Source organism: bacterium (genome assembly GCA_004322275.1).
In the GTDB taxonomy this organism is placed as follows: domain Bacteria; phylum Desulfobacterota; class Deferrisomatia; order Deferrisomatales; family BM512; genus SCTA01.
The window spans coordinates 1-22673 of the sequence record SCTA01000008.1 but is presented as its reverse complement, the minus strand read 5'-3'; the positions used below and the strand labels follow the sequence as shown (position 1 = coordinate 22673).

Sequence of the window (22673 nt, the reverse complement as noted above, 5' to 3'; positions counted from 1 at the left end):
GGAGCGAACCGGGGGAAAGCCCGATGAGCTACGAAAGAAGGTACTTCCCCAGAGTCAAGCGCTACATACGCGGCAACTTCGAGCAGTTGTTCGTCCTCATAACCCTGCTTTCGGTAATGGTCATCACCTACTTTCTCCCAAACAAGGTAGCCTTCATAAATTTCTTTTACCTGCCGGTGGTGCTGGCGGGCTACTACGTCGGCCTGCGTTTTTCCGTTCTCGGCGCTTTCTTCTGCGTCCTTCTGGTGGCGCTGTATACGATACTATACCCCGCCCAGTTCGTGCTTCCGCCGACTAACGCCTATCTTCTCGCGCATCTCATCGGATGGGGAAGCTTTCTTCTTATCGTAGGATTTTTCGTCGGCATCCAGCACGACAAGCTCAAAACTTCCTACAGCAAGACAAAGGAACTCAACCGAGAGCTCTACGACTCGCTCCTAAAGCTCAAGCACGCCCGCACGGCGACGATTCTGGGGCTCGCCAAACTGGCCGAATTCCGCGACGAGGAGACGGGAAAACATCTGGACAGGATACAGGAGTATTGCAGGGTGCTCGCCGAGGAGCTGACGAAACACCCTGATTTCGGCTCTTACATCACCCCGGTTTACGTGGAGGACCTTTGCCTCTCCTCAATTCTCCACGATATCGGCAAGGTCGGCATCCCCGACGCCATCCTCCAGAAGCCGGGCAAACTGACTCCGAAGGAGTACGAGGCGATAAAGATCCACACCACCCTCGGGGGAGAAGCCCTCGGCGCCATCGAAAACAAACTCACTGAGAGGAGCTTTCTCACTCTGGGCAAGGAGGTGGCCTTCAACCACCACGAGCGCTGGGACGGCTCCGGGTACCCGAGAGGGCTGGCGGGGGAGGATATTCCGCTTTCAGCCCGCATCGTTTCCGTGGCGGACGTTTACGATTCGGTCACCTCGGACCGTTGTTACCAGAAGTCCATGAGCCACGAGGAAGCCATCGGCATCATCGCGAAAGGAAGGGGAACCGCCTTCGACCCACGGATTGCCGACGCTTTTTTGGCCCGGCAAAAAGCCTTCAACCTGATAAGGATAGGACAGCATCAGGACGACCCGGTTCCGGCAGCGCTCCAGAGCGCCGTCCAGCCTCCGGCGAAAGAAGATTTAAGCCTCGACAAGGTTGAAATGAAATCTGCGGGAGTCCTGTGCGGTTGACGGCCTGCCGAAAATAAGTCTTTTGTGAATTCCCCCCTGGCGTTACTCTTCATTCCGGCGATCATGTGATTGCCGCCCGTCTTTTCTTCTTTCGCAAGTTTGAATCCCGGAGCCTTGATGAAACACGCGGTTATCGGAGTATTATTGGCCCTGACGGCTTCGACGGCCTTTTGCGACCCCGGCATATACCCCGAAAGGCGGCGGCTCCAGTACTCGAACGATTCCGGTTACGCGATATTTCCCTACGTCTTCGACCTGCCGGGAATAGGCTCCGGCTACGGGGTCCTGGGAGCCACCACCAACGTAGGGGGCTCGACCACCGACCTTATGGGAACCTTTTTCGCGGGAGACGTTGACGGGGAAGCCCTAGGCATAAACAGCGTGGAGCTTGTAAAAGAGCGCCTGATTCTGGACCTCGGCGCGGCGCACCTCAGTAACGCCACTATCCAGTCCTACGCCAAGCGCGGAATGGATACCGAAAAAAACGACTACGTGCTCGCGGAACTGGGGGATTCCGTCTTCGGGGGGTCGCGTCTGACGGCGACCTTCGCGGACAGGAGGTTCGAGGTTTACCTCGGCTACTACGCGGGAACAACCCGCCTCAGCGCCGTGCGCGACCGGGACGGCGACGTAATAATAGAAGCCGAGGGTACCCCGAAGGAGCACATCACTACGGCCATCTACGGCGCTCGCGTCGATCTCACCGACGACTATACCGACCCGCGAAGGGGCCTGCGGCTGGAATCGAGTTACTGGCACAATCCGCCGCGCGACTCGGGGCCGGATTTTTACTTCATCGACTTCAACGCTACGGGCTACCTGCCGCTGGGGAAGAGAAGCACCTGGGTGCTCAACTACTTTCGCTCCGACGCCTACGTAATAAGCAAGGGAGAGACCGATCCCGCCGTAATCGCCGACGAACAGGGACTTGACTGCGGCTCGATAACCGACCTTTCCGACAGGCAAGAGTGCGAGCAGTACATCGACAACATCGTGGCGGAAAACACCTTCGGAACCGCGACCGCCCTCGGAGGGTACGGCAGGCTCCGCGCCTACCCCGAGGGGCGCTACAGGGGCGCGCACGCCGAGTTCATAGGCAACGAGCTTCGCTGGAACCTCACCGACGAGCGGACGCCTTTTAACATCTTCATCATGAAGGACATCCGCACCGCGATCCAGATCGCCTTCTTCTACGAGATAGGCTCCGTCGCCGACCTTCGGAGCGACCTCTGGGACATCTCCCGCTCCGCTTACGGAACCGGCATCCGCCTCGTTACCGGCTCGGGCCTTATCTACAGGGTGGACTTGGCTACGGGACATGAAGGGTTCCAGCCGAGCGTCTTTTTCCAGTATCCGTGGGAGATGTAACCCTTCTAGTCCGGCGCATCCTTTCCGCCCCCGGCTTCGTCATGTCCTCGCTCAAGGGCTCGCCGTAGCGCTGCTACTGGCTCGCCCTTTCGCTGCGGGATTCCTTGCCGGGAACGGAAAACCGCGCCGGGAGTCATATCCGACGGCGGAGAAAAGTCATACGAGCGTAGGTTGTGGTTGAGCGATTAAACACTCGAAGCAGGTGAGTTTCATCTTTATATTTCATTTGGCAAAGCCACTGCTCTACAACATCTTGGGGGTAGGTATGTGGTCGACCACAATACTTGACATTCCATCCAAAATTATGTTATAGGACAAGTGTCATTCTGGCATCCTCATGGAGCGGGACGCAGCAACGCGTCGCACAACATCGAGAATGCTCCGAGACTCAGAAATCGAGCCTCGGGTGGGAAGTGCCTCAAGTAGGTACCCCCTCAGGGTGAAGCTTTCTAACAGCTGAGCCGTGAGTTAATCGATAGGGCTCGGTATCACAGAGAGTGCTTCTTGTCTAAAAATCCTCTATACACAAAAATTAAGAATAAAAGTTTACTTTATGAAGCGTGGAAGGTAGTCCGTGAAAACGGACTTAGCCAAGGCTCTTCAAAAGAAACAAAAGAGAATGTCAAAAAATTCGAGCAAAATTTTATAAAAAATTTGAATGATATTTCTAATAACCTACGGAAAAATCAGTATGAATTTTCCCCCTCAAAAGGGGTTACGATTAAAAAACCTGGGGAAAAATCTCTTAGACCAATAGTAATAAGCACAATTGGAGATAGGGTTGTTAAAAGAGCTATATTAGATGTTTTGCAATCTAGGAAAGAAGTACAAAAGTATATAGATGTAAAAACCAGTTTTGGATGTATAAAGATACCAGATCAAAAAATATCAACTAGGGACGCTGTTCTGTCGTCCTACCGTCATGTCCAAGATGGTGCATCCTATTTTATTCGTTCCGATATAAAATCATTTTTTTGCAAGATTCCAAAGCCTACCGTTTTGGAAGTTTTAAAAAAAAATACTACCGGACGATGAAAAATTTTTGGTGCTCTTAGAGCACGCCATCACTACAGAATTGTCTAATCTTGACCAACTTGGCAAAAATGCAAACCTTTTTCCCATAAATGAAATTGGAGTCGCTCAAGGATGTTGTTTGTCTCCATTTTTGGGTAATGTCTTACTTCATGATTTTGACATAGAAATGAATAAAGACAATGTAGCCTGCCTTAGATATGTCGATGATTTTATAATACTTGCTAAAAGTAAGGATGATGGACATAAGGCATACAACAAAGCACTTAAAATATTGCAAGGGCACGGGTTAGAGGCGTATGGCCTTGATGATAGATCGAAAACAGAGTGTGGGGCCACAAGTAAAAAGTTTCGCTTTCTGGGTTGCGAAATAGCACCGGGTCTTATCGCACCATCAAGAGAATCAAGAGCTAGGATGGTAAAAACAGTAACCGACCTATTCAATAATAGCATTGCTGATATGCGCAAGAACCCTGCTAATTTAGCAATAAACCGTACGACACTTGTTGATACCCTATACCATGTAAACAATATTATTAAAGGATGGGGAAACCAGTACTCATTTTGCACAGATCGACAAGCAATAGAACATATAGACCCTATAATAGACGGGCTCATTAAATCTTATATTGGTCGGTATGATAATATTAAAAAACGCATAGGGATAGAACGCGAAAAAACGGTGCGAAGACTCCTCGGGGTGCATTTACTCTCAGACTCAATACAACATTAACCATGTTCTATGGTTTCTGGTCGCCGCAACTATAACATTACACAATCAAGATTTTATCGTATCGACGGGCCGAGCCAACCCTCTACTTACTATTTCTACCTACGGCACAGGATTTTTGCCGCCGGGCGAAGAGCGCGAGCGAGAAGCGACCCCCGGTAAAAGATTCCGAGGGCAGGCTTCGCCCCGCGGCAAAAGCCGAAGCCATGTCTACCTGATTACGTCCACTCCCATAAAGGGCCGGAGTACCTCCGGGACTATCACGCTGCCGTCCTCCTGCTGGTAGTTTTCGAGAATGGCGACGAGGGTACGGCCCACGGCCAGGCCTGAGCCGTTGAGTGTGTGGACGAGTTCCGTCCCTGTGCCGCCCTTGGGGCGGTAGCGGATGTTGGCCCGCCTCGCCTGAAAATCCTCGAAGTTGGAGCAGGAGGAGATTTCGCGGTAGGTGTTCTGGCTGGGGAGCCAGACCTCTATGTCGTAGGTCTTTGCGGAGGAGAAGCCGAGATCGCCGGTGCAGAGGGCGACGACGCGGTAGGGAAGCCCGAGCCTCTTCAAGACCTCTTCGGCGTTGGCGGTGAGGTTTTCCAGTTCGGCGTAGGAATTGTCCGGGTGGGAGAACTTGACCAGCTCGACCTTGTCGAACTGGTGCTGGCGTATCATACCCCGGGTGTCGCGCCCCGCCGCGCCGGCCTCGGCGCGGAAGCAGGGGGTGTAGGCGGTGTACTTGAGCGTTAGCTGCGCCTCGTCGAGCACCTCGTCCATGTGGTAGTTGGTCACGGGGACTTCGGCGGTGGGAACGAGGTAATAGTCGGTGTCGCGGAGCTTGAAGAGGTCTTCCTCGAACTTCGGAAGCTGCCCGGTGCCGCGCATCGCCTTCGAGTTGCACATGAAGGGCGGCAGCATCTCGGTGTAGCCGTGCTCCCGGGTGTGCAGATCGAGCATGAAGCTTATCAGCGCCCGCTCCATGCGCGCCCCGAGCCCCTTCATCACCACGAACCGCGCCCCGGTAATCTTCGCGGCTCGCTCGAAGTCTAGTATCCCGAGACCCTCGCCTATTTCCCAGTGGGGCCTCGGCTCGAAGGAGAACTTCCCCGGCTCGCCCCAGAAGCGGGCGACGGCGTTGCAGCTCTCGTCGGCCCCGGCGGGGACGCTGACGTGGGGGATGTTTGGAATCCTCTCGATGGCGTCGCTGACGAGGGGTTCGACCTCCCTGAGCCGCTCCTCAAGCGCCTTCGACCTCTCGCCTACGCCCTTCATCTCTTCAAGAAGGGCCGCCGCGTCGCCGCCCTCTTTTTTAATCCTGCCGACCTCTCTGGATACCACGTTGCGGCGGTTGCGGAGGGTTTCCAGCTCGCCGAGTATGTCCCTTCTCTCGGCGTCGAGCGCCAGAAGGCCGTCGAGGTCGAAATCGTTATTGCGGTCCTTGAGCGCCTTGCGAAGTTTTTCGGGTTCGCTTTTGATCAGTTTTATGGGAAGCATGGTGAATTCTCCGCCTTTGAGAGGCTGCTCAAAAAACTGCTGCGAGCGACGTTTTTCAAGCAGCCCTGATTGTTTTTTTGGTGGAAAGGCAAACAGGGAGCCGCAAATGGTATATAGGAAAGAGGTTTTTACAGTCAAGGATTTCGGCTGTCGTTTTAAACAACCTCCTAATTATCTGCCTTTACAAGCCGGTCTACCGTTACCACTTCTACGCCTGCGCTCTTTATCATCGGGGTCCACCTGCGCAGGGCTTCGAGGGTGGAATCGTGGGAATGGCCGATGGCTATGGCGCTGCCGGTCCGGAGGGCGATGTCCACCGCCTCTTCTATCTTCTCGCCTATCGCCTCTTCCTCCTGCGAGTTGTCCAGAAAAACGTCCCGCTTGGAGAAGGGAACTCCGTAGCGCTTCGCCGACCTCGCCCCGGCGCTTCCCCCCGTGGTGAGGCTGTCCACGAAGAAAAGCCCCCGCACGGAAAGCTCGCTCATAAGGTAGTCCATGACCTGCTCGTCTTCCGTGGCCCTGCTGCCCATGTGGTTGTTCACCCCCGCCGCGCCCCTTACGGACAAGAGCGCCGCGCCGACAAGCTCGCGGGTCTTTTGCTCCCCCATTCCCTTTAGAATCGCTCCCTCGCCGGGGTTCGCCTCGGTTTTGGGATTTGGCTCCATCGGCATGTGGAGGAGGAAGGGCCGCCCCTTCTGCGCCGCCAGCTTCGCCGTGGCCTCGCTGCTCCTGAGAAAGGGCAGGACAGACGGAGTGACGGGTATTCCGAGGTCGAAGAACTTTTTATCGCGCTCGAAACTGCCGCCCATATCATCGATGATTACCGCGAGTTTCGGCTTTCCCTCGTAAACTCTCTTCCCCTCGATGATTATCGAAAAGCCGTAGGAACTCTTGCCGAACTCGATAAAGCCCGAGACGCGGTTTGGCCGGGGCTTGCCCGTCCTCACCTTCATCAGCCCGAAGGAGCGGCGCTGAATGGATTTCAGGCCGTCCACAATCTCCCCGGCCGCCTTCTCGTCGCCAACGTCAAGCAGTATCCCGTCGTCGGTAAGGGTCCCCACTATATCCTCCACGTCGCGCTGAAGAGCGGAGACGTAGAGACCTTTAAGGTAGCCGGAGGAAAAGTAGAGCGCGGCTCCGGCGAGCGCGAGGAAAAGCAGGAATTTCAGGAACCTTCCGCCCCTTCGCTTTTTCGGCCTTGCCCCGCCCTTCTTTTTCTTTCCCGTTTTCATTGTACCCAGGCCGTTTCAAAGGTGGGGCAGCGCCCTTCCAGAAGGAGAGTCACGGCGGTTTTAAGCTGGGGGTCGCCTTCAAGGTCGTAGCCCTTGAAATTCCCCGCGCCCTCAAAACTTTCGGAGGAGTCCCCCGGAGCGTCCTCGCCGCCCCTTTGCCACTGGGCTACAACGTCGGGTGGAATGCCGTTCTTGTGGATGGAGGTTCCCGAAGGGGTGAAATAGTGGGCCGTGGTGAGCCGGAGGGCGCTGCCGTCGGAGAGGTCGATTATCGACTGGACGCTGCCTTTTCCGAAGCTCTTCTCCCCGGTGACCAGCCCCCTTCCCCTGTCTTTGAGCGCTCCCGCGAGTATCTCCGCCGCCGACGCCGACCCCCTGTTTATGATTACCGCAAGCGGCCAGTCAGGCTCGCTCCCCTCCCGCCTCGCGACGTAGAGGGCGTTTTCCCGCTCGACCCTTCCCTTTGTGGAGACTATGGTTCCCTCTTTCAGGAAGATATCGGCCACCTTGACTGCCTGATCGACCAGCCCGCCCGGATTGTCCCGAAGATCCAGAACCAGCCCCTTCAGCCCGCCTTTTTCGCGCAGCTCGTCAATCGCTTTCGTGAACTCTTCGACGGTCGTGCGCTGGAAGGAGGTAAGGCGGATAATGTCAACTCCTCCGGCGCTTTCGAGGTAGACGCTCCTCAGGTTTATCTTCACGCGGGCGAGCTTGTAGTTTCTGAGCTTTTCTTCCTCGCCCCGCCGGATGCCCAGATCGATTCTGGTGTCCTCCGGCCCCCGGAGCTTCACCATAGCCTCGTCGTAAGACATTTCGGCCACCGGGTCGCCGTTTATCTCCTCGATAACGTCACCGGCCAGTATTCCCGCCTTCCTGGCGGAACCGCCTTCTATCGGGGTGATTATGGTGATGCCCCTTCCCTCCGGCGCGACCTCTATGCCTATGCCCACGAAGGAGCCATCTATCCACCCCTCCTCCTCGTCCAGAAGTTCCGGGGTCAGGTAGGCGGAATAGGGGTCGAGCCCGCCGACCATTCCCGCCAGCGCGTCGCGCACCATCTTGCCTCTGTCGGGCTCGGTTACGTACTGGCTCCGGGCTATCTCCATCACCTCGTCGATAAGCTCAAGGCCAAGCGGCGGTCCCGACGGCATCTCCATCGGCGGCTTCTGGCGAAACGCGGTTGAGCCCGCCAGCGAAGCGCCGCCCGCTAGGGCGGCTCCGAGAGCGGGAACGAGGAGGATTAAGAAAAACTTTTTACGGGAACCGGACAATTTGAGGTTTTCTCTTTCCGTAAGAAATCATCGTTCAACTGGTTGACCGAGACGACGCTATAGGACCGAGTTAAACGATGTCAGCAATGGGAAGATTATTCTTCCGGCAATCTATTTCGGTGAAGGGCAAGGAGTCCGCAGGGCGCGCGGTCGCAGGCAGTATCGTTTATACGCCAAGACCCGCGCCCGAGAAACGACACCGCCCTTCGCCGAAAGAGGAAGCCGGACCCAAACAGTTTTACTCCGCAAAAGCATTTAGAAGCAACCCCTCCGCCAGCCCCCCGTCGCTCGCGACAAAAGACTCCGCTCCGTAGCGCTCCATAAGTGCGATAAGGAGGGCGATACCGCCCAGGACAAGGTCTTCCCTGCCCGGCTCCATCTCCCTTAGCGCCCTTCGCTCCTCGCTTCTCATCCCTGAAAGGGAAACGAGGGTAGCGGAAACAAAGGCGAGCGGGATTTCGGCGCCGCTGAGAGCTCCGGCTTTGGATATATCGGCGCCCGCGAAGAGGGCAGCCAGCGTCATGGGGGTGCCGGCGTTGGCGACGAGCTTTCCCCGGCGAAAATCCACGCCGAAAACCTCCCCCGGCGGAAAACCGGAGGCCGTGAGACGCGCAGCCTCCAGGAGTTTTTTCCTGTCTTCGGATTTCAGCGTCTCCGGGAGGCCGAGCTCCTCCCAGAAGCCTACGATGCCTACCGGGACGCTCTCGGCAAGGGGCTGCTCCCCCTTCTTTCCCCGCACTATTTCGGTGGAGCCGCCCCCGATGTCCAGAAAGAGAATTTCCTCTCCCAAATCCGGGCAGAGCGAAAGGGCGCCCCTGAAGGAGAGCAGAGCCTCCTCCCTTCCAGCCGGAATTATCACCCTTCCGCCGAGAATCCTTTCGGCTTCGGCGCGGAATTCTTCGCCGTTCGCCGCCCTTCTCCCGGAGGCGGCAAGAGCGGCCACGCGGTTTTTTACTCCCAGGCCGTCGAGAAAGCCGGAAAACTCTTTCAGGCATTCCCGCGCGCGGTAAAGCGCCTCCTCCGAAAGAATCCCGCTTTTCGCCAGCCCTTCGGCGAGTCTCACCACCTTTTGCCTGATTTCAACTGTTCTCAGGCGGGAGGGGGATTCCGTTTCGGCAACCAGAAGGCGGAAGGTGTTTGAGCCGAGATCGACCGACGCAAAAAGGGCCATCAGAATTCTCCGGGAGCGAAGGCGCGCTCCCCCCTGAGAACGGAAATGGCCTTTGCCGTGCGAAGAAGACTCTCGCTCCGGGCGTCGAGCATTACGTGGGTAAGTCCCGCCCCCGCCGTCATGGACAGGAAGACCTCCATCATGAAATCCACCCTCTTTCCCCCCGTGGAGCGCGTGACGAGGTTCGAGAGGCCCACGATGCTCTGCAATTGCTCGCCGAAAAGCTGCGGAATCTGCCGGAGGACTTCGATGAGCCCGGCGTTTCTGGCCTGACCGTCCATCCACCCCATCGGGGCGACCACCGGGTCCACTATAATCCTCTCAAGGGGTATCCCCGCGCTCTGGCAGTTGCCGACGAGGACGGCCAGAAGGGCGAGCCTCTCTTCGACGCTCGCGGGAACGGTTTTGTCCATCAGGAAAATCACCAGAGGCAGACCGTACCGGGCGGATACCTCAAGAACCCCTTCCCTGCCGCCTCCTCCGGCGTAGCCGTTCAGCACCACCGGGCCGCCCCATCTCTTCGCTGCCAGTTCCATGAGCTTCGCGTCGGTGGAATCGATAAAGATGCCGCCCTCCCAGACACCCTCAAGGGCCGAGAGTACGAAGTCGAGTTTCCCGGCAAAGTCGCGCGAGCCGGGGCCCAGGTTCACGTCCAGAAAGTCGGTCCCGGCGCATTCGCGGGCGACGGCCGCTATGAGACCGGCGTCCCTTTCCAGGACGCCCCTTTGCACGCGGGGATCGGTTACTGTGAGGTTTTCGGCTACGGTTATCATGTCCGGTGGGGTTCTTGCGTCCCTGCGCCGTCAGACAAGCTGGTTTTACTTGCGCTCGGGAACGTTCGCCGGGGGATATTTCGCCGGCATTCTCTGGCTCCAGTTGAGGCTTCTGGCTTCGAGCGAATGGTACTCCCTCGCCGCGTCCACAGGTATGGAGAATATGGAGAGGTTGAGGAGACCTCCCCTGAAGATGGCGGTGGCGAGAAAAAAGAGGGTGGCGAAAAGCGCCACGGCCGAGAGGGCGGTATCCGCGAAGGTGGCTTCGAGCAGCTTGACGGGCTTTTTTTCCGCCTGCGGCTTGGCCGCGCGGGTTTCGCGCACCGCCTCTATGATACCGCCGTCATAGAGGTTGGCCATGGAATCCCAGGCGGAGAACTCCCCGAGCCTGCTTACGTCGATAATCTTTCTTACCGTGCGCTCGCCGTTGACGAGTTGGAAGACTTCTACGTCCTCCTCGGGCGACCCTTCGGGAGGAGTCTTCCCCTCGACCACCCTGAAGACGAGTTTGTCGGAGGGAATTCTTTTCAGTACCGCAGGCCACTCGTCAAGCTGCCTTGACCCCTCCATGAGGACGGCGTCGACGTTCATCAGGGTATCGACTCCCTCCTCGTAATCCACGTCCGAGGGGGTGAACTTGTAATGGCCGCGCCGGAGCCGAAGGAAACCGAAGGCCAGTTCCCTTCTCTGGAGGGCCAGCATCGCCTGAAACTCGCTGGTGCGTATCGCTCCCATCCTGATGAGGGTATCGCCGAGCCTCCTCAGATTCCTGTGCTGGAGGTCCAGCGCGTAATCGAGCTGCTTTTTGGTGATCAGATCCGCCCGCACCAGCATCACGCCGATGGCGCTGTTTGGGTCCTTGGTCGGCGGGATTGCGTCGAAGATCTGGCCGCGCACGAAGCGGATTATCGCGGAACCCTCTTCCGTGGTTATCTCCAGGACGCCCGTCTTGGCCTGACTGGCTATGAGCTGGAATATCTCGCCTATTCCGAATGATTCCAGTGAGCCTTCAAAGGACATGGCTTTTTACCTCTAGAGCCGTTCGCCGGTGCGGATGGAAATGACGTGGCAAAGCGTCAGTATGACGAAAGCGCCCCACGGGAAGGAGGCTGCGCCGTAGAAATAAACCGGAAGCGGGGCAAACAGGGAGAAGAGGAACCAGGCCAGGGAAAACGCCCAGACGAGGCCGAGGATAACGTTGAAAACCCCTCCTCCTTCGGCGATGAACCTGCTGAATCCCGGAAAAAGGATGGAACCGGCCTTCCTGAACCTCGAAAACTTCCGGGTCCAGGCCTGCACGGCCTCGCGTCTTCTCTTTAAGTTCGTCTCATCCATGTTTGAAGCGTTTTTAAGCGACCAGCAGGCGTCGCAAAGGAGCGGCGACCTGCCGCGCGGGTGGCATTTCTGGCACTTTATCGAGCCGCAGCTTATGCACCGCACCGAAAGACGGCTGCGATTCGCCCCCCAGGCGAGCCCCATCACCACAAGGATGAGTCCGGCGAGATAATAGGGTGTGAATTTGAACTTTGAGACGCCGAAGAGACGCCAGGCGTCGGAAAGCCAGCCGGAGGTCTCCACCGGCCGGGAAAGCTGGCTGTAGATGAGGCTGACAGGCAGGTGAGGCTCGGCCAGGTTTATCTCTCCCGGTATCACCGGCGCGCTTATCTCATACTTCTGCATGGCCCTGGCGTCGAGAGCCTCCGCCGCCTGCATGGCCGTCTGGCTGTTGACGAGATTCAGGCGCAGCGTGTAGAGCATCGAAAGGTTGTAGAAAGCCATCCAGTTATCAGGTGCGGCTTTTACGGCCTCCTCGTAGACCCCTATTGCGCCGACGGGGTCTTTTTGCCTGTGAAGTATGTTGCCGACGTACATTAGGGCAAGGTCGTTTTCAGGCTCTTTAATCAAAAGGAACCGCGCGCTTTGAAGCGCCGAATCCAGGTCGCCCCTTCTTCTTGCGAGAATGGAATCCAAAAGCATCCTTTCGGACTCGTTCTCGGAGAAAGCGGCCGCCACCTCTCTTTCGAGGTCGCTCCCGAAATCCCCCTTGGAAACCCTGTAAAGCAGAAAGCTTCTCTCCCCGGGCGCTCCGGTAAGGCGCGCGGTGTAATTCAGCACGGAGAGGGAGAGGACCGAAACGACAAGGACCGCGGTGAAGAGGACTAGAATTTTTCTGGGCAGGTAGACGGCGATAAGGAAAGCCGCCAGCAAAAAGAGCGCCAGTATCCCCGGCACGAACGCAAGCACCACGGAAACCCCGAGGGCCAGGGAAGCGTTAGGCAGGTACCGCCTGAACCGCACGGGGAAGAGATCTCTGTAATCGTGGAAAAATATCGAAAAATAGTAGGGGAAAAGGGTTATGAGAAAACCTGCCGCCGCTATCGTGCCCGCAAGGCAAAAGGCGAGAGAAAGACGGACCGGCAGGGCGATAAGAAACCAGGGGTCGGACCAGAGGGTGTCGAAAAGGTGCTTTCCGGAGCGAAAGGCGGTATCCCAGTCCGAAAGGGCGACGGCGTTTTTAAGGGTGGCGGCGTGAACCAGAGGCTCCGAGGGGGCGCAAAGGACGGCTCCCTTGAGATACTTCGCCGCTATCTCCGGAGACGGCGCGGACTTCGCCTCTTCGAGAAAGGCGTTGGCGAGGGGAACCATGTCGGAGAAGCCGCCCCTCACCTTTTCGTGGCTTATCGCCAGGGCGAGCTTCGCCTCGTCGCCGGGGTCCTCGGCGAGTCTCTTCCACTCCGCCGGCAGCGCAAGGGCGTTTGCTCCGAGGAAAAGAGCCGCCATAACCAAAGCCGGTTTCAGCCAGTTAAGCCGGATTCGGTTGATTTTGGCTCCTCCGGCCGCCTTATGGCTCACTTTTTACCCCGGCCAGGCTTTTGGAAGCCCGCACGAACATGATCTTCAGATCGCTGCGGAGCCGTTCGATGAGCATCTGCTCTTCCGTGTCGAGATTGCCGCGGGTCTTTTCGGCGATCATGTCCAGAAGGTCTATGGAGTAACGGGCTTGGGCGATATTGCGCGATTTTACGCCCGTGGAGGGGTCTGGAACCTCTCCGAGGTGTATCGCGGCCGCCTGCGCGAGGCTGACGATGAAACCGGAGAAATCAGCCGGCGGCAAAGAACCCTTTTTTGTATCCCTGTCAGAAGCGTCGTTGTCCGGAGACACATTGCCCTCCAGCGTTCAAAAAAGCCGGAATTTCCTGATTTTACGGCATTTTACCACCCAGTCAGGGTAGCACACCGGAAGGGCCTTTACAAGGCCGCCGGATTACCGGGTATGCGCCCTTACTGAATCCGGAACGTATCCGGCGCAACGCCGCCCTTCGCCGAAAGAGGAAGCCGGTCCTATTTCAGCCTTTCTGCCTTCTTGATAACCACTTCCTGCGACGGCACATCCTTGAACCCCTTGACCGTCGCCGTCGGCACGCTGGAAATCTTGTCCACCACGTCGAGCCCCTCGATTACCTTCCCGAAGACGGCGTAGCCGAAGCCCTGCACAGACTCGTTCTTGTGGTCAAGAAACGCATTGTCGACGGAGTTGATGAAAAACTGGCTTGTGGCGCTGTCTACGACTCCGGTGCGGGCCATCGCGAGGGTTCCGCGCAGGTTTTTAAGGCCGTTACCGGCTTCGTTCTTTATCGCGGGCTTCTGGCCGCTCTTTGGGGTGATATCGGCGGTGAACCCGCCGCCCTGTATCATGAAGCCCTTGATGACGCGGTGAAAGACGGTGGAATCGTAGAAACCCGAATCGACGTAATCGAGGAAGTTCTTCACCGAGACCGGAGCCTTGTCCTGATAGAGTTCGATGACTATTTTGCCGTGGCTGGTATCGAGGGCTACCTTCGGGTTTGCGCCTTCCGCGGCGAAGACAACGGAGGAGACAAGGAAACAGAAAAGGACCGCCGACAGAATTCTCTTCATTTTCAACCTCTTTAATCGTTTTTTTCAGGGTTGAGAACCAGCCGGGAAGCGAAAGCGTAACGGCCCGAGGTTCTCGATTTAAGGGTAATAATCAACCTGTTTATCCGCTTCGTCAATACCGCTCCTTCGGCTTTTACAATCCCCGTGGAGGGGTCGAAGGAAGCCTTCAGCCTTCCGGCCTCGCTGAGGAAGACGTTTACTTCGCCGGGAAGGTATTTTTCAGGGCTTTCGACGGCCGCCGAAAACCCTTTCACCCTCCCGCCCGCGGCCGTTCCCGGAACGGGGTCGAAACTCTTGAGTACGAGGGGCTCGTACCCCATCCTCTCCTTGAAGAGGCCAAAATCGGAGACCGCTCCGACAACCGCGAAGCGCGGTATCTCGAATTTGTCCACGTTCCGCGCGACGGGGCCAGGGTCCTGCGTAAAGGCGTAACTGTACCCGGCGCTCTTCGCGGCTTTTGTCACCGTCTCGTTGAATTCGCCGTAGGGGTAGGCTATCCAGGCGGGATCGAATCCTTCCCGCTTCAGCACCCTCATCGAAGCCTCGGCCTCGTCGCGGACTCTGGCCAGATAACCGTCCCCGCTCTCTCCCTTTTTCGGCGAGCCGAGGCGCGAGTGCTCCGAGCCGTGGGCGGCAATTTCCACTCCGTCCTTCGCCATCTCGCGGAGCATTCCCCAGGTGGCGTAGTCGCTCCACCCCCGCTCGACGGGGTAAACCGGCACGGTCACGGCGAAGGGATAACCCATCTTCCTGAGCACCGGCCAGGCGTTGCGGTAGACGGAGCGGTAGCCGTCGTCGAAATGGATTACGACGCTCTTTTCCGGGATATCTTCTCCCCGAAGCAAAAATCCTTCGAGCTTTTTGGTGGGAATGACGGTGAAGCCCGCCTCCCGGAGCCACTCCATCTGGGTCTTGAAAAGCTCTGTAGCGACGTTTGTCGAGGGATAGCGGCTGTCTCCGACGCGGTGATAAATGAGGACGCGCACGTCCCCGCCCGCAAAAGCGCCGGAAGCGAAGAGAAACAGGAGGATGAGGGAGGATAGACCCCTTACAAAGGCGCGCAAGAAGAACCTTTAGAGATTCTGGTAGCCGTGCTCACTGACAGCCACCGAGCCGGGGATGCTGTGCGGCAGCAGGGGAACCAGATAGGCATCGTCGTAGCGGGCAAGGTCGTTCTGGCGGATGATTTTCAGTATGTCCGAGACGTACCCCTCGCGCCGGGTGCTGTAATTCAAAAGGCCCTGCGCCAGCGCCTCGGGGTCGAGCTTTTCGCCCTTCTGCCGCAGCTTGTGGCGTATCTCCCGAAAATCGTTGTAGGCGGTGAAGGTGTTTATGTTCGTGAGATAGGAATCCAGAGACTTGGCTATGGAGGGGTATTTTGCGAGAGAGATATTCGCTCCGGCGTCGAGACCGGCGGGGATGATTCCCTTGGTCGGGGAAAAAGACCACTGGCCGAAGAGGTTGTTCCCCTCTATGGCGAAGCGCGAGCCCCCCCAGCCGGATTCGCTGGCGGCCTGGGCGACGACGAGACTCGGGGGAACAACGTCCACCCTCTTCAAAAGGCCGTTTATGACCTTCTTCGGGTCGTTCTTAAGCCATCTGGCGCTGAAAGAGACCATCTCGTAGCATCTGGCGCTCTCCTCCAGAAAAACCTTCTCCACCTCGCCCAGCACGTTTCCCTTTTCGAGGTGGCCAAGTATCTCCAGCAGGCCTTGCCTGCGCTCGAAGATCTTCTCGTTTGCGGCGACGATGTGGGGGATGAGGGACTGGATGAAGAGAGATTTGCGCTTCTTGGCGGGGAGTTCGTCGATGCCCCTGGGAATCGAAAGGGGCGCGAAACCCGGAACGCCGTTCTTGTCCTCCACCTTCGACCAGACGGAAGCGACGAGTTTGTCGAGCGTCCAGAGATCGGAGGGGTGCAGACCGAAAAAATCCCTTTGCGGCTCGTAAACTACGGCTGCGACGGGAACTCCGGCCGCCTCCGGCTCGGCGACCGGGATGCTTTTTTCGGGCGCGGCGATGTAAAGGACCAGCGCCATTCCGATAATTATCACAAGGGGCCTAAGGGCGGTCATTAACCTGCCCGGCTTCTTTGCCCCTTCACTTATCCTCGAATCCAAAAAACCTCCGGGCCTTTCAGCCGCTTTAAAGGATTTCGTATTATGCACGAAAAGACGGATAAGTCAATATTTTCCGGTCCGGCCCCGTCCCGGCCTCGGGAAAACGCCCGCCGGGCGCTGTCAAACCTCTTCCGTTATGAATAACTTAACAGATTTTTTTCGTTATGCGAGAGGTCTTGTTCAAACGGCCGTCCCAACCGCCGAGGGCAATAACAATTGCAGGCCGGATTGAGCATAGCGAAAATCCAACAAATACAATGTGTTGCGTCGGATTTTCGTTCCTCAATCCGACCACGGCACCGACATCTACCAACCATTTTCAAGGGGCACGAGTGATAAGCACACCCACGGAATCAATTTTTTGGTCTATATCTTTTGGTTCAACACAGGCAATTAGATAACTGCCAGAATAAAACGTTGGTGTTTCCGATCCATAGACCTCCTTCATCTGTTGCGGTGTCGTGCGACCGCCTGGAGGCAAATATACGTACTTGGCAGGGTCAAGGCAATCATTTGTAGTTTGGTATAGCTTAGGTAGCTTGATCCCTCCAACCAAGAAGATACTAATATTGTCTAACGGAAACTCAATTTGCTGGAGTTTGACAGTGCTCATGAATGGTTCGCTTTTATAGGGTCGAATTTGGATATTGATACCAGGGGCCGTGGGTTGACCTATGAGCTCAATACGTATCGGCTCATTGTTTTGAGAGGTATCCGGTGGTTGGCTTCCTTGAGCTACAACAACACTTTTCTCTATATGTTCTGCACCTGGACAAGTCATCTTATCCTCAGCGGCACAATGTTCATATATAAAATTACTAGCCCTTAGAACATATTTTGTCTGTGGTGCGCTTGGATGGATAGTCATAAAATGTGATTCGTTAGGCGGATTGAGCGAGATTCCTTGGGTTGCATCTACTAACTCTATCGGCCAGTGGGCATATTCAGTATCCCAAGTTAACCTCACTTCTTCGCCAGGTTGTATAATTTTCTTAGATACCTCGAGTGTCGCCTTAATCCTCCCTAGAGGACGATAGTAAGCTATCATGGTAGTTGACATGCCATTATAATTTAATGCAGTCGCTTTTACCGTCACATTACTTGACATGCTATCTAGTTTAAAATGTATTCTCTGGTTGCCAAAACCACCCGCTCCATTATGGCCAATAATGAAAAGAGATTTTGGGACTTTGTTATTAGAATCTGGGGAGGATGTTTCTTCAACTGAATAGAGAATCTGTCCATCGGCGTCATTTGTTGCCAATATTGATAAACTCTTTACTCCGCCGGGGTTGTAAGCATTCACTGAGATGCCAAACTCTGCTCCAACGGGAACATAGACTCGGCAAGGACTAGGGCACTGGTCAGGAACTAATGAGTATTCTATTCCACTTCCACCGACTTGTGGTGTTGCTGTTATTTTTACCTCAGGATTGTTATCTTGTTCCCAAGGAGGGACGCTTACCCTTTCGTTGCAACCTTGGAGCATTAATAAGATAATGCAAATAAATAACGCCACAAATATATTAATTTTTTTTCTCATATCCGCCCCTCCTTTTGTTTCTCCTTCGTCAAGGGAGCAACATTGCACCGCCCACTTTTTCACCGCAAGGTAGGCGGCACCATAGCTCAGATGGTAAGCTGCCCTCTGCAATAGGGACTTTCACGAACAGAGCCCTCACAGTTGAGCCGCCTTCTACAACCTTACTTTTACCGCCAAAATAAATAATAGCACTTCAGAATAAAATAACTAGGGTATGTACTTTGGGTCAGATTGATAGGATGGGCTTAAGCCCATCAAATTAATCAATAAAAACGTAGAGTTGATGGGCTTAAGCTCATCCTACGCGACTTGGCTGACTCCAAACGCCCATGGCGATCAAGGGAAACGTGACATGCCGGAATTTAGCGGTATGGTTTAACTGATGGTTGGTGAGACCGAATGCGTGGGGTACAAGTCAGGGCCGGAGGCTCTTTATGGAAACAAATGCAGTGCTTCACCAACGGTCTCCTAACCCGTTGGTGCTGTTGACCAAACTGCTCTTGATAATAATGGTGGCGGAGTCAATCGTAATGGTGCTTCTCCCTCACCTGGTAGAGCAGGATTCCGTTTACCTGTCGAGTCTAGGCGATTCAGCCTTGCTGGCTACTTTGAGTGCTCCCTTCATCTGGCGCCTTATTGTCATGCCGATAAGAACCGAAGCCCTGACGGAGGTGGCCCGCACCAAAGCCGCTCTGGGTTACATTGAAGACGCGGTGATTTATTTCGACGAGCGGGGAAACATCGAGTCTCTGAACTCTGCCGCCGAAAAAATGTTCGGCTACGCACCGGGAGAAGTGATGGGACAGAAAATCACCCGGATCATCCCCGGCTTCGGGGATTTCCCCTTTCTGGCGCAGGGGACGGGTAGAAGCGGCACGACGAGGAGGGAGTCCACCGGCTGCCGCAAGGGAGGAGTATGTTTCCTTACCGAGGTTTCGATAAGCAAGCTCAGCCAGGGTGGGGTGACGATGTTCATCGCCATAATACACGACATCACCGAGAGAAAAACCGCAGAGAGGCTCTTGGCCGAACAAAAGATGTTCTTTGAAAATATTTTGCAGACCAGCGAGGTTCCCCTATTCGTCATAAGTCCGGAACACAAGATCCTTATATGGAACAAGGCATGTGAAGAGCTCACCGGAGTCCGTGCGGAGGCGATGATGGGCCTTGATGAGCCGTGGAAAGCATTTTACGTGCAAAAAAGGCCTGTCCTGGCCGATTTGGTCGCAGACGGCGACGTTGTGGCCTCGCACCATCAATACGGCTCCATCGAAAAATCCAGCTTCATACCGGGCGGTCTTCGGGCCGAGGAATGGTTCGAGAACCTCAACGGGCGAAGGCGCTACATCAATTTCAAAGCCGCTCCGGCACGCAACCCCGAAGGGGAATTGGTAGCGGTAATGGAGACTCTGGAGGACATAACCGATCGCAAGCGATACGAGGAGCAACTGGAATACCTGTCAACACACGACGAACTGACCGATCTCCCCAACCGTAACCTGCTCACGGACCGTATCCGCCAGGCGCTTCTCGTCTCGCACCGAAACCATCAGGAGGTGGCCGTACTCTTCATCGATATCGACAATTTCAAAATTATCAACGACAGCCTGGGCCACGATCACGGCGACCTGCTCCTGCAACAAGTGGCCAAACGCCTGACGAGCTGCATCAGATCCGGTGACACTGTGGCCCGTCAGGGAGGCGACGAGTTTGTCGCGGTCATCACCCAGCATGAGGTGACCGCCCATATCCCGCAGATCGCGGCCAAGATACTGGAAAAGGTGTCCGCGCCCATCAAGATAAAAGAGCACGAGATCATTGTCACTTGCAGCGTTGGCATCAGCATCTTTCCCAAAGACGGCGAAGACGTGCAAACGCTTCTAAAAAACGCCGACGTGGCCATGTACAGGGCAAAAGAGCAGGGCCGCAATTCCTACGGTTTCTTCACAGAAGACATGAATGTTACTTCTTTTGCCCGCATGACCATGGAAAAACATTTGCGTCGCGCTCTCGAACGTGAAGAGCTGATACTTTTCTATCAACCCAAGGTCGATCTCGGTACCGGCAGAATAACCGGCATGGAGGCCCTGGTACGTTGGCGAAACCCGGAGCTGGGCATTGTATCTCCCGGAAACTTTATTCCTCTTGCCGAGGAGACCGGCCTGATCGAGCCCATAGGGGAATGGGTGCTGAGGACCGCCTGCGCTCAGAACAAAGCCTGGCAGGAAGCAGGATTGCCGCCCATCCCCGTCGCGGTCAACCTCTCGGTCAGGCAATTGAGACATATCAACATCGCCGGTCTGGTAGACCTCGTTTTGCGGCAAACCGGTCTCGATCCTTGCTGCCTGGATATAGAAATAACCGAGAGCATGGTACTGCGGGGCGCGGACGAGGCCGCCGCAATACTTGATGAGCTGAAAAGGCTGGGGGTATGCCTTACGATGGACGATTTCGGCACAGGTTACTCCAGTCTAAGTTACCTGTCGCGTTTTCACTTCGATAAGCTGAAAATAGACCAGTCCTTTATGCGTGACATAACCACCAAACGCGACAACGAAGCGATAGCCAGGGCAATAATCGCCATGTCCCATAGCCTGCATTTAAAAGTCGTCGCCGAAGGCGTGGAAACCAGGGAGCAGGTTGATCTCATGCGCAAACAGGACTGCGACGAGATACAGGGCTCTTACTTCAGCCGCCCCGTGCCGACGAAAGAGATGGAGACACTCCTCCGCGAAGACCGCCGCCTCAATCTTGTATAGCCGGGCAGGGTGCGATGTAGCGTAACGCATCTATTGAAGAGAGGGGGGATGACTCAGTATACTTAATTTTTCCAATTAGCCTCTCTTCCCTTCTCCGATACTCCTGATTATCTCTTCCCTCAGCAGGTTCACCCTCTGTTTGTCCCTTTCGTTCGTGCTCAAATCCGTGTCCAGCACCCTTAGGGCTTCCTGCCCCCTTCCCAGCCTGTGCAGCGCGACCGCCACGTTGAACTTCAGGTACGGGTAGTGGGGATTCAGCTTTCTGACCTCCAGATAGTACGCAAGGGCCTTTTCCGGTTCGTTGCGGATGACGTATTCGCTCGCGAGGCTGTTTTTGGCGAGCGCGTTTTTGCCTTCGTACACCTCGTCTACGTGGCTAAAGAGAGTGAGGGTGTCCTGCCAGTAGCCGGTGAGATTCCAGCTCGCATACGTCATAAGGGCCAGCAGGAGGGCTCCGGGGAGGGCGGCGAGGCGCGGATCGGGAAGATACCGTTTCCCAAGCCTGGCGGCGGCCCAAACGAGTCCGATAAAAAGGCCGACGTGCGGAAGGTAGGAGTAGCGGTCGGAATAACCCTGCACGCCGACGGAAATAAGGCCGCTGTTGGGGGTGAGGATCACGAGAAACCAGAACCAGCCGAAGGAGAACTCAGGGCTTTTCTTCCGGAGCAGCCACGCCGCGACGCTTACCGCCAGAAGCCCCGTTAGGGCCAGCGCGGCCAGACCGATTTGATCCGGAGCCCACTTAGGAGCGTTCTCCAGCACCATCTCTCCGGGCAGGAATGTTCTCGCCAGATACCTCCAATAGGTGATCGACGCTCCCAGAACGTTTGAAAGAGACCTTTGGGACTCGATGGAATACTGCGCGGTCTGGCCGTAGACGGTGAGCCCGGCAAAGACCGCTGAAAGGGCGAAGAGGTGGGCCTTTTCAAGGAGCAGTTTTCCGGCCCGCCGGAGGAAGATTCCGTCGCCCTCCCCGTAGAACCTCCCCAGCGGCCAGAAATCCAGCAGAAGGAGCGCGGCGGGGATGACCACCGCGACAGGCTTCGCCGTCACCCCGAGCAGCATCGCCAGAAAGGTAGAAACCTGCCAGCGCAGCTTGCCGGTCTTTGCGAAGGCGGCGTGCGACCACAGAGCCAGCATGAAAAAGAGCCCCGCCAGCACATCCTTGCGCTCGGTTATCCACGCGATCGATTCCACGCGAAGCGGGTGCGCCGCCCAGAGCGCGGCGGCGAAAAAGCTCTTCCAGGTAGAGCCGGTGGCGTAACGGAGGGCGAGAAAGAGTACGATTGCGTTCAGCCCGAAGAGAAAAGCGTTGGTGCGGTGCATCGCACCCGGATCCATCCCCCAGGCCTGAATATCCGCCATGTACGACGCCATGGTTAGAGGGGCGGAGAAATTGCTGCGGTAATCGGTGAAAGCGGTTTTAAGCCCCTGCCAGGTGACGCCGTCCTGTAAAAGCGGGTTGGTGAACACATGGCTCATGTCGTCGAGCGAAATGAATGAAAACTCCGCCGTCTGACCGTAGATTACTGCCGTCAGCACCGCAAGCGCCAGCGCAAGAAGCGCGGCCTTCCCCGTCTCGGTCTTAAACCCGGCGAAAAATCCTGCGGCTTTCGTAGACTTCGGCAAGCGCGGCTCCTTCACTGACATTAATTACAGCCGTGCATTGTATAAAAAAATACCCGCTCGGGCCAGCAAGACCGGGCAGCCGCGCCAGAACGATTGTTACGGCACCCACAGTTGTAAACAATTTGCCTTCGAGTCCAAAAACATTCCATTAACTTGTTTTTGGACGAGCCATCCTTCCGTCCTCCCCGTGGCCCGTAGGTGACGCAGGGAGCGGAGGCGGAAGGGCGGCGGGGGGGTCTTAGTGAGCGCAGCGAACGGGTGCCCCCTCACGCCCCCGCCGTAGCGACCGGTCGCTCGTAGAGCGAGCGGAACCTCCCGGGCCGACTTTTTGGGCACTTTTTTTAAGGGGCTGTCCTAGATAATCAGCCTAAATAGTCTCTAACCAGTTGTTTTACCTGAGCTAATTGAACTTTTGGGTCAGGGTTATTGAAACGCCATTCGCATTCCTTCAAAAACAGGTGAAA

19 protein-coding genes are annotated in these 22673 nt (G+C 56.0%); 5 read left to right on the top strand and 14 right to left on the bottom strand.

Features of this window, described 5'->3' with window-relative positions; all coding sequences use genetic code 11:
• The first annotated feature begins 23 nt into the window (after positions 1–23).
• From EPN96_02985 to EPN96_02970, 4 genes are all read left to right on the top strand, one after another.
• Entirely contained in the window at positions 24–1184 is a 1161-nt protein-coding gene (locus tag EPN96_02985; GenBank protein ID TAL18095.1) for an HD domain-containing protein, read from the top strand.
• A 117-nt stretch (positions 1185–1301) separates the two neighbouring features.
• Positions 1302–2552 carry a hypothetical protein gene (locus tag EPN96_02980; GenBank protein TAL18094.1) on the top strand — a complete coding sequence of 417 codons (1251 nt, stop codon included), beginning with the start codon at positions 1302–1304 and terminating at the stop codon, positions 2550–2552.
• A 504-nt stretch (positions 2553–3056) separates the two neighbouring features.
• Positions 3057–3587: a hypothetical protein gene (locus EPN96_02975; GenBank protein ID TAL18093.1), complete on the top strand. Its 531-nt coding sequence runs from the start codon at positions 3057–3059 to the stop codon at positions 3585–3587.
• Positions 3571–4317 carry a hypothetical protein gene (locus EPN96_02970; GenBank protein TAL18092.1) on the top strand — a complete coding sequence of 249 codons (747 nt, stop codon included), beginning with the start codon at positions 3571–3573 and terminating at the stop codon, positions 4315–4317. Before EPN96_02975 ends, EPN96_02970 begins: the two co-directional genes overlap by 17 nt.
• Positions 4318–4524: 207 nt before the next feature.
• On the opposite strand, the gene EPN96_02965 is transcribed toward EPN96_02970, so the two are convergent.
• The 12 genes from EPN96_02965 to EPN96_02910 all read right to left on the bottom strand — a co-directional run bounded on the left by EPN96_02965 (position 4525) and on the right by EPN96_02910 (position 17821).
• A complete protein-coding gene (locus EPN96_02965; protein ID TAL18091.1) occupies positions 4525–5793 on the bottom strand; it encodes a serine--tRNA ligase in 1269 nt (422 codons plus the stop codon).
• Positions 5794–5960: 167 nt separating this feature from the next.
• The gene (locus tag EPN96_02960; GenBank protein ID TAL18090.1) at positions 5961–7025 is read right to left on the bottom strand and encodes a divergent polysaccharide deacetylase family protein; all 1065 of its coding nucleotides are present in this window, start codon (positions 7023–7025) and stop codon (positions 5961–5963) included.
• Entirely contained in the window at positions 7022–8296 is a 1275-nt protein-coding gene (locus tag EPN96_02955) for a S41 family peptidase (GenBank protein TAL18089.1), read from the bottom strand. Before EPN96_02955 ends, EPN96_02960 begins: the two co-directional genes overlap by 4 nt.
• A 238-nt stretch (positions 8297–8534) precedes the next feature.
• A complete protein-coding gene (locus EPN96_02950; GenBank protein TAL18088.1) occupies positions 8535–9467 on the bottom strand; it encodes a hypothetical protein in 933 nt (310 codons plus the stop codon).
• Entirely contained in the window at positions 9467–10240 is a 774-nt protein-coding gene (locus tag EPN96_02945) for a hypothetical protein (GenBank protein TAL18087.1), read from the bottom strand. The genes EPN96_02950 and EPN96_02945 overlap by 1 nt, the downstream gene beginning before the upstream one ends.
• 45 nt (positions 10241–10285) lie before the next feature.
• A complete protein-coding gene (locus tag EPN96_02940) occupies positions 10286–11260 on the bottom strand; it encodes a DUF4388 domain-containing protein (GenBank protein ID TAL18086.1) in 975 nt (324 codons plus the stop codon).
• A gap of 12 nt (positions 11261–11272) precedes the next feature.
• Positions 11273–13093 carry a tetratricopeptide repeat protein gene (locus EPN96_02935; GenBank protein TAL18085.1) on the bottom strand — a complete coding sequence of 607 codons (1821 nt, stop codon included), beginning with the start codon at positions 13091–13093 and terminating at the stop codon, positions 11273–11275.
• Complete coding sequence (locus tag EPN96_02930; GenBank protein TAL18116.1) at positions 13083–13355, bottom strand: DUF1844 domain-containing protein; 273 nt, start codon at positions 13353–13355, stop codon at positions 13083–13085. The genes EPN96_02935 and EPN96_02930 overlap by 11 nt, the downstream gene beginning before the upstream one ends.
• A gap of 227 nt (positions 13356–13582) precedes the next feature.
• Positions 13583–14158 (bottom strand): peptidyl-prolyl cis-trans isomerase, encoded by a 576-nt coding sequence (locus EPN96_02925; protein TAL18084.1) that lies wholly within the window; start codon positions 14156–14158, stop codon positions 13583–13585.
• An 11-nt stretch (positions 14159–14169) separates the two neighbouring features.
• Positions 14170–15222, bottom strand: coding sequence for a DUF2334 domain-containing protein (locus tag EPN96_02920; protein ID TAL18083.1), 1053 nt, complete (start codon positions 15220–15222; stop codon positions 14170–14172).
• A 9-nt stretch (positions 15223–15231) separates the two neighbouring features.
• Positions 15232–16278 carry a hypothetical protein gene (locus tag EPN96_02915; GenBank protein ID TAL18082.1) on the bottom strand — a complete coding sequence of 349 codons (1047 nt, stop codon included), beginning with the start codon at positions 16276–16278 and terminating at the stop codon, positions 15232–15234.
• Between the two features lie 319 nt (positions 16279–16597).
• Complete coding sequence (locus EPN96_02910; protein TAL18081.1) at positions 16598–17821, bottom strand: hypothetical protein; 1224 nt, start codon at positions 17819–17821, stop codon at positions 16598–16600.
• A gap of 434 nt (positions 17822–18255) precedes the next feature.
• Here EPN96_02910 and EPN96_02905 point away from each other — a divergent pair, with 434 nt between their 5' ends.
• A complete protein-coding gene (locus tag EPN96_02905; GenBank protein TAL18080.1) occupies positions 18256–20580 on the top strand; it encodes an EAL domain-containing protein in 2325 nt (774 codons plus the stop codon).
• A 75-nt stretch (positions 20581–20655) separates the two neighbouring features.
• Here the strand turns inward: EPN96_02905 and EPN96_02900 are convergent, their stop codons facing one another.
• Complete coding sequence (locus tag EPN96_02900; protein TAL18079.1) at positions 20656–22209, bottom strand: tetratricopeptide repeat protein; 1554 nt, start codon at positions 22207–22209, stop codon at positions 20656–20658.
• Between the two features lie 362 nt (positions 22210–22571).
• Positions 22572–22673: IS1595 family transposase (locus tag EPN96_02895; GenBank protein TAL18078.1), on the bottom strand; the 102-nt coding region annotated here is incomplete at its 5' end.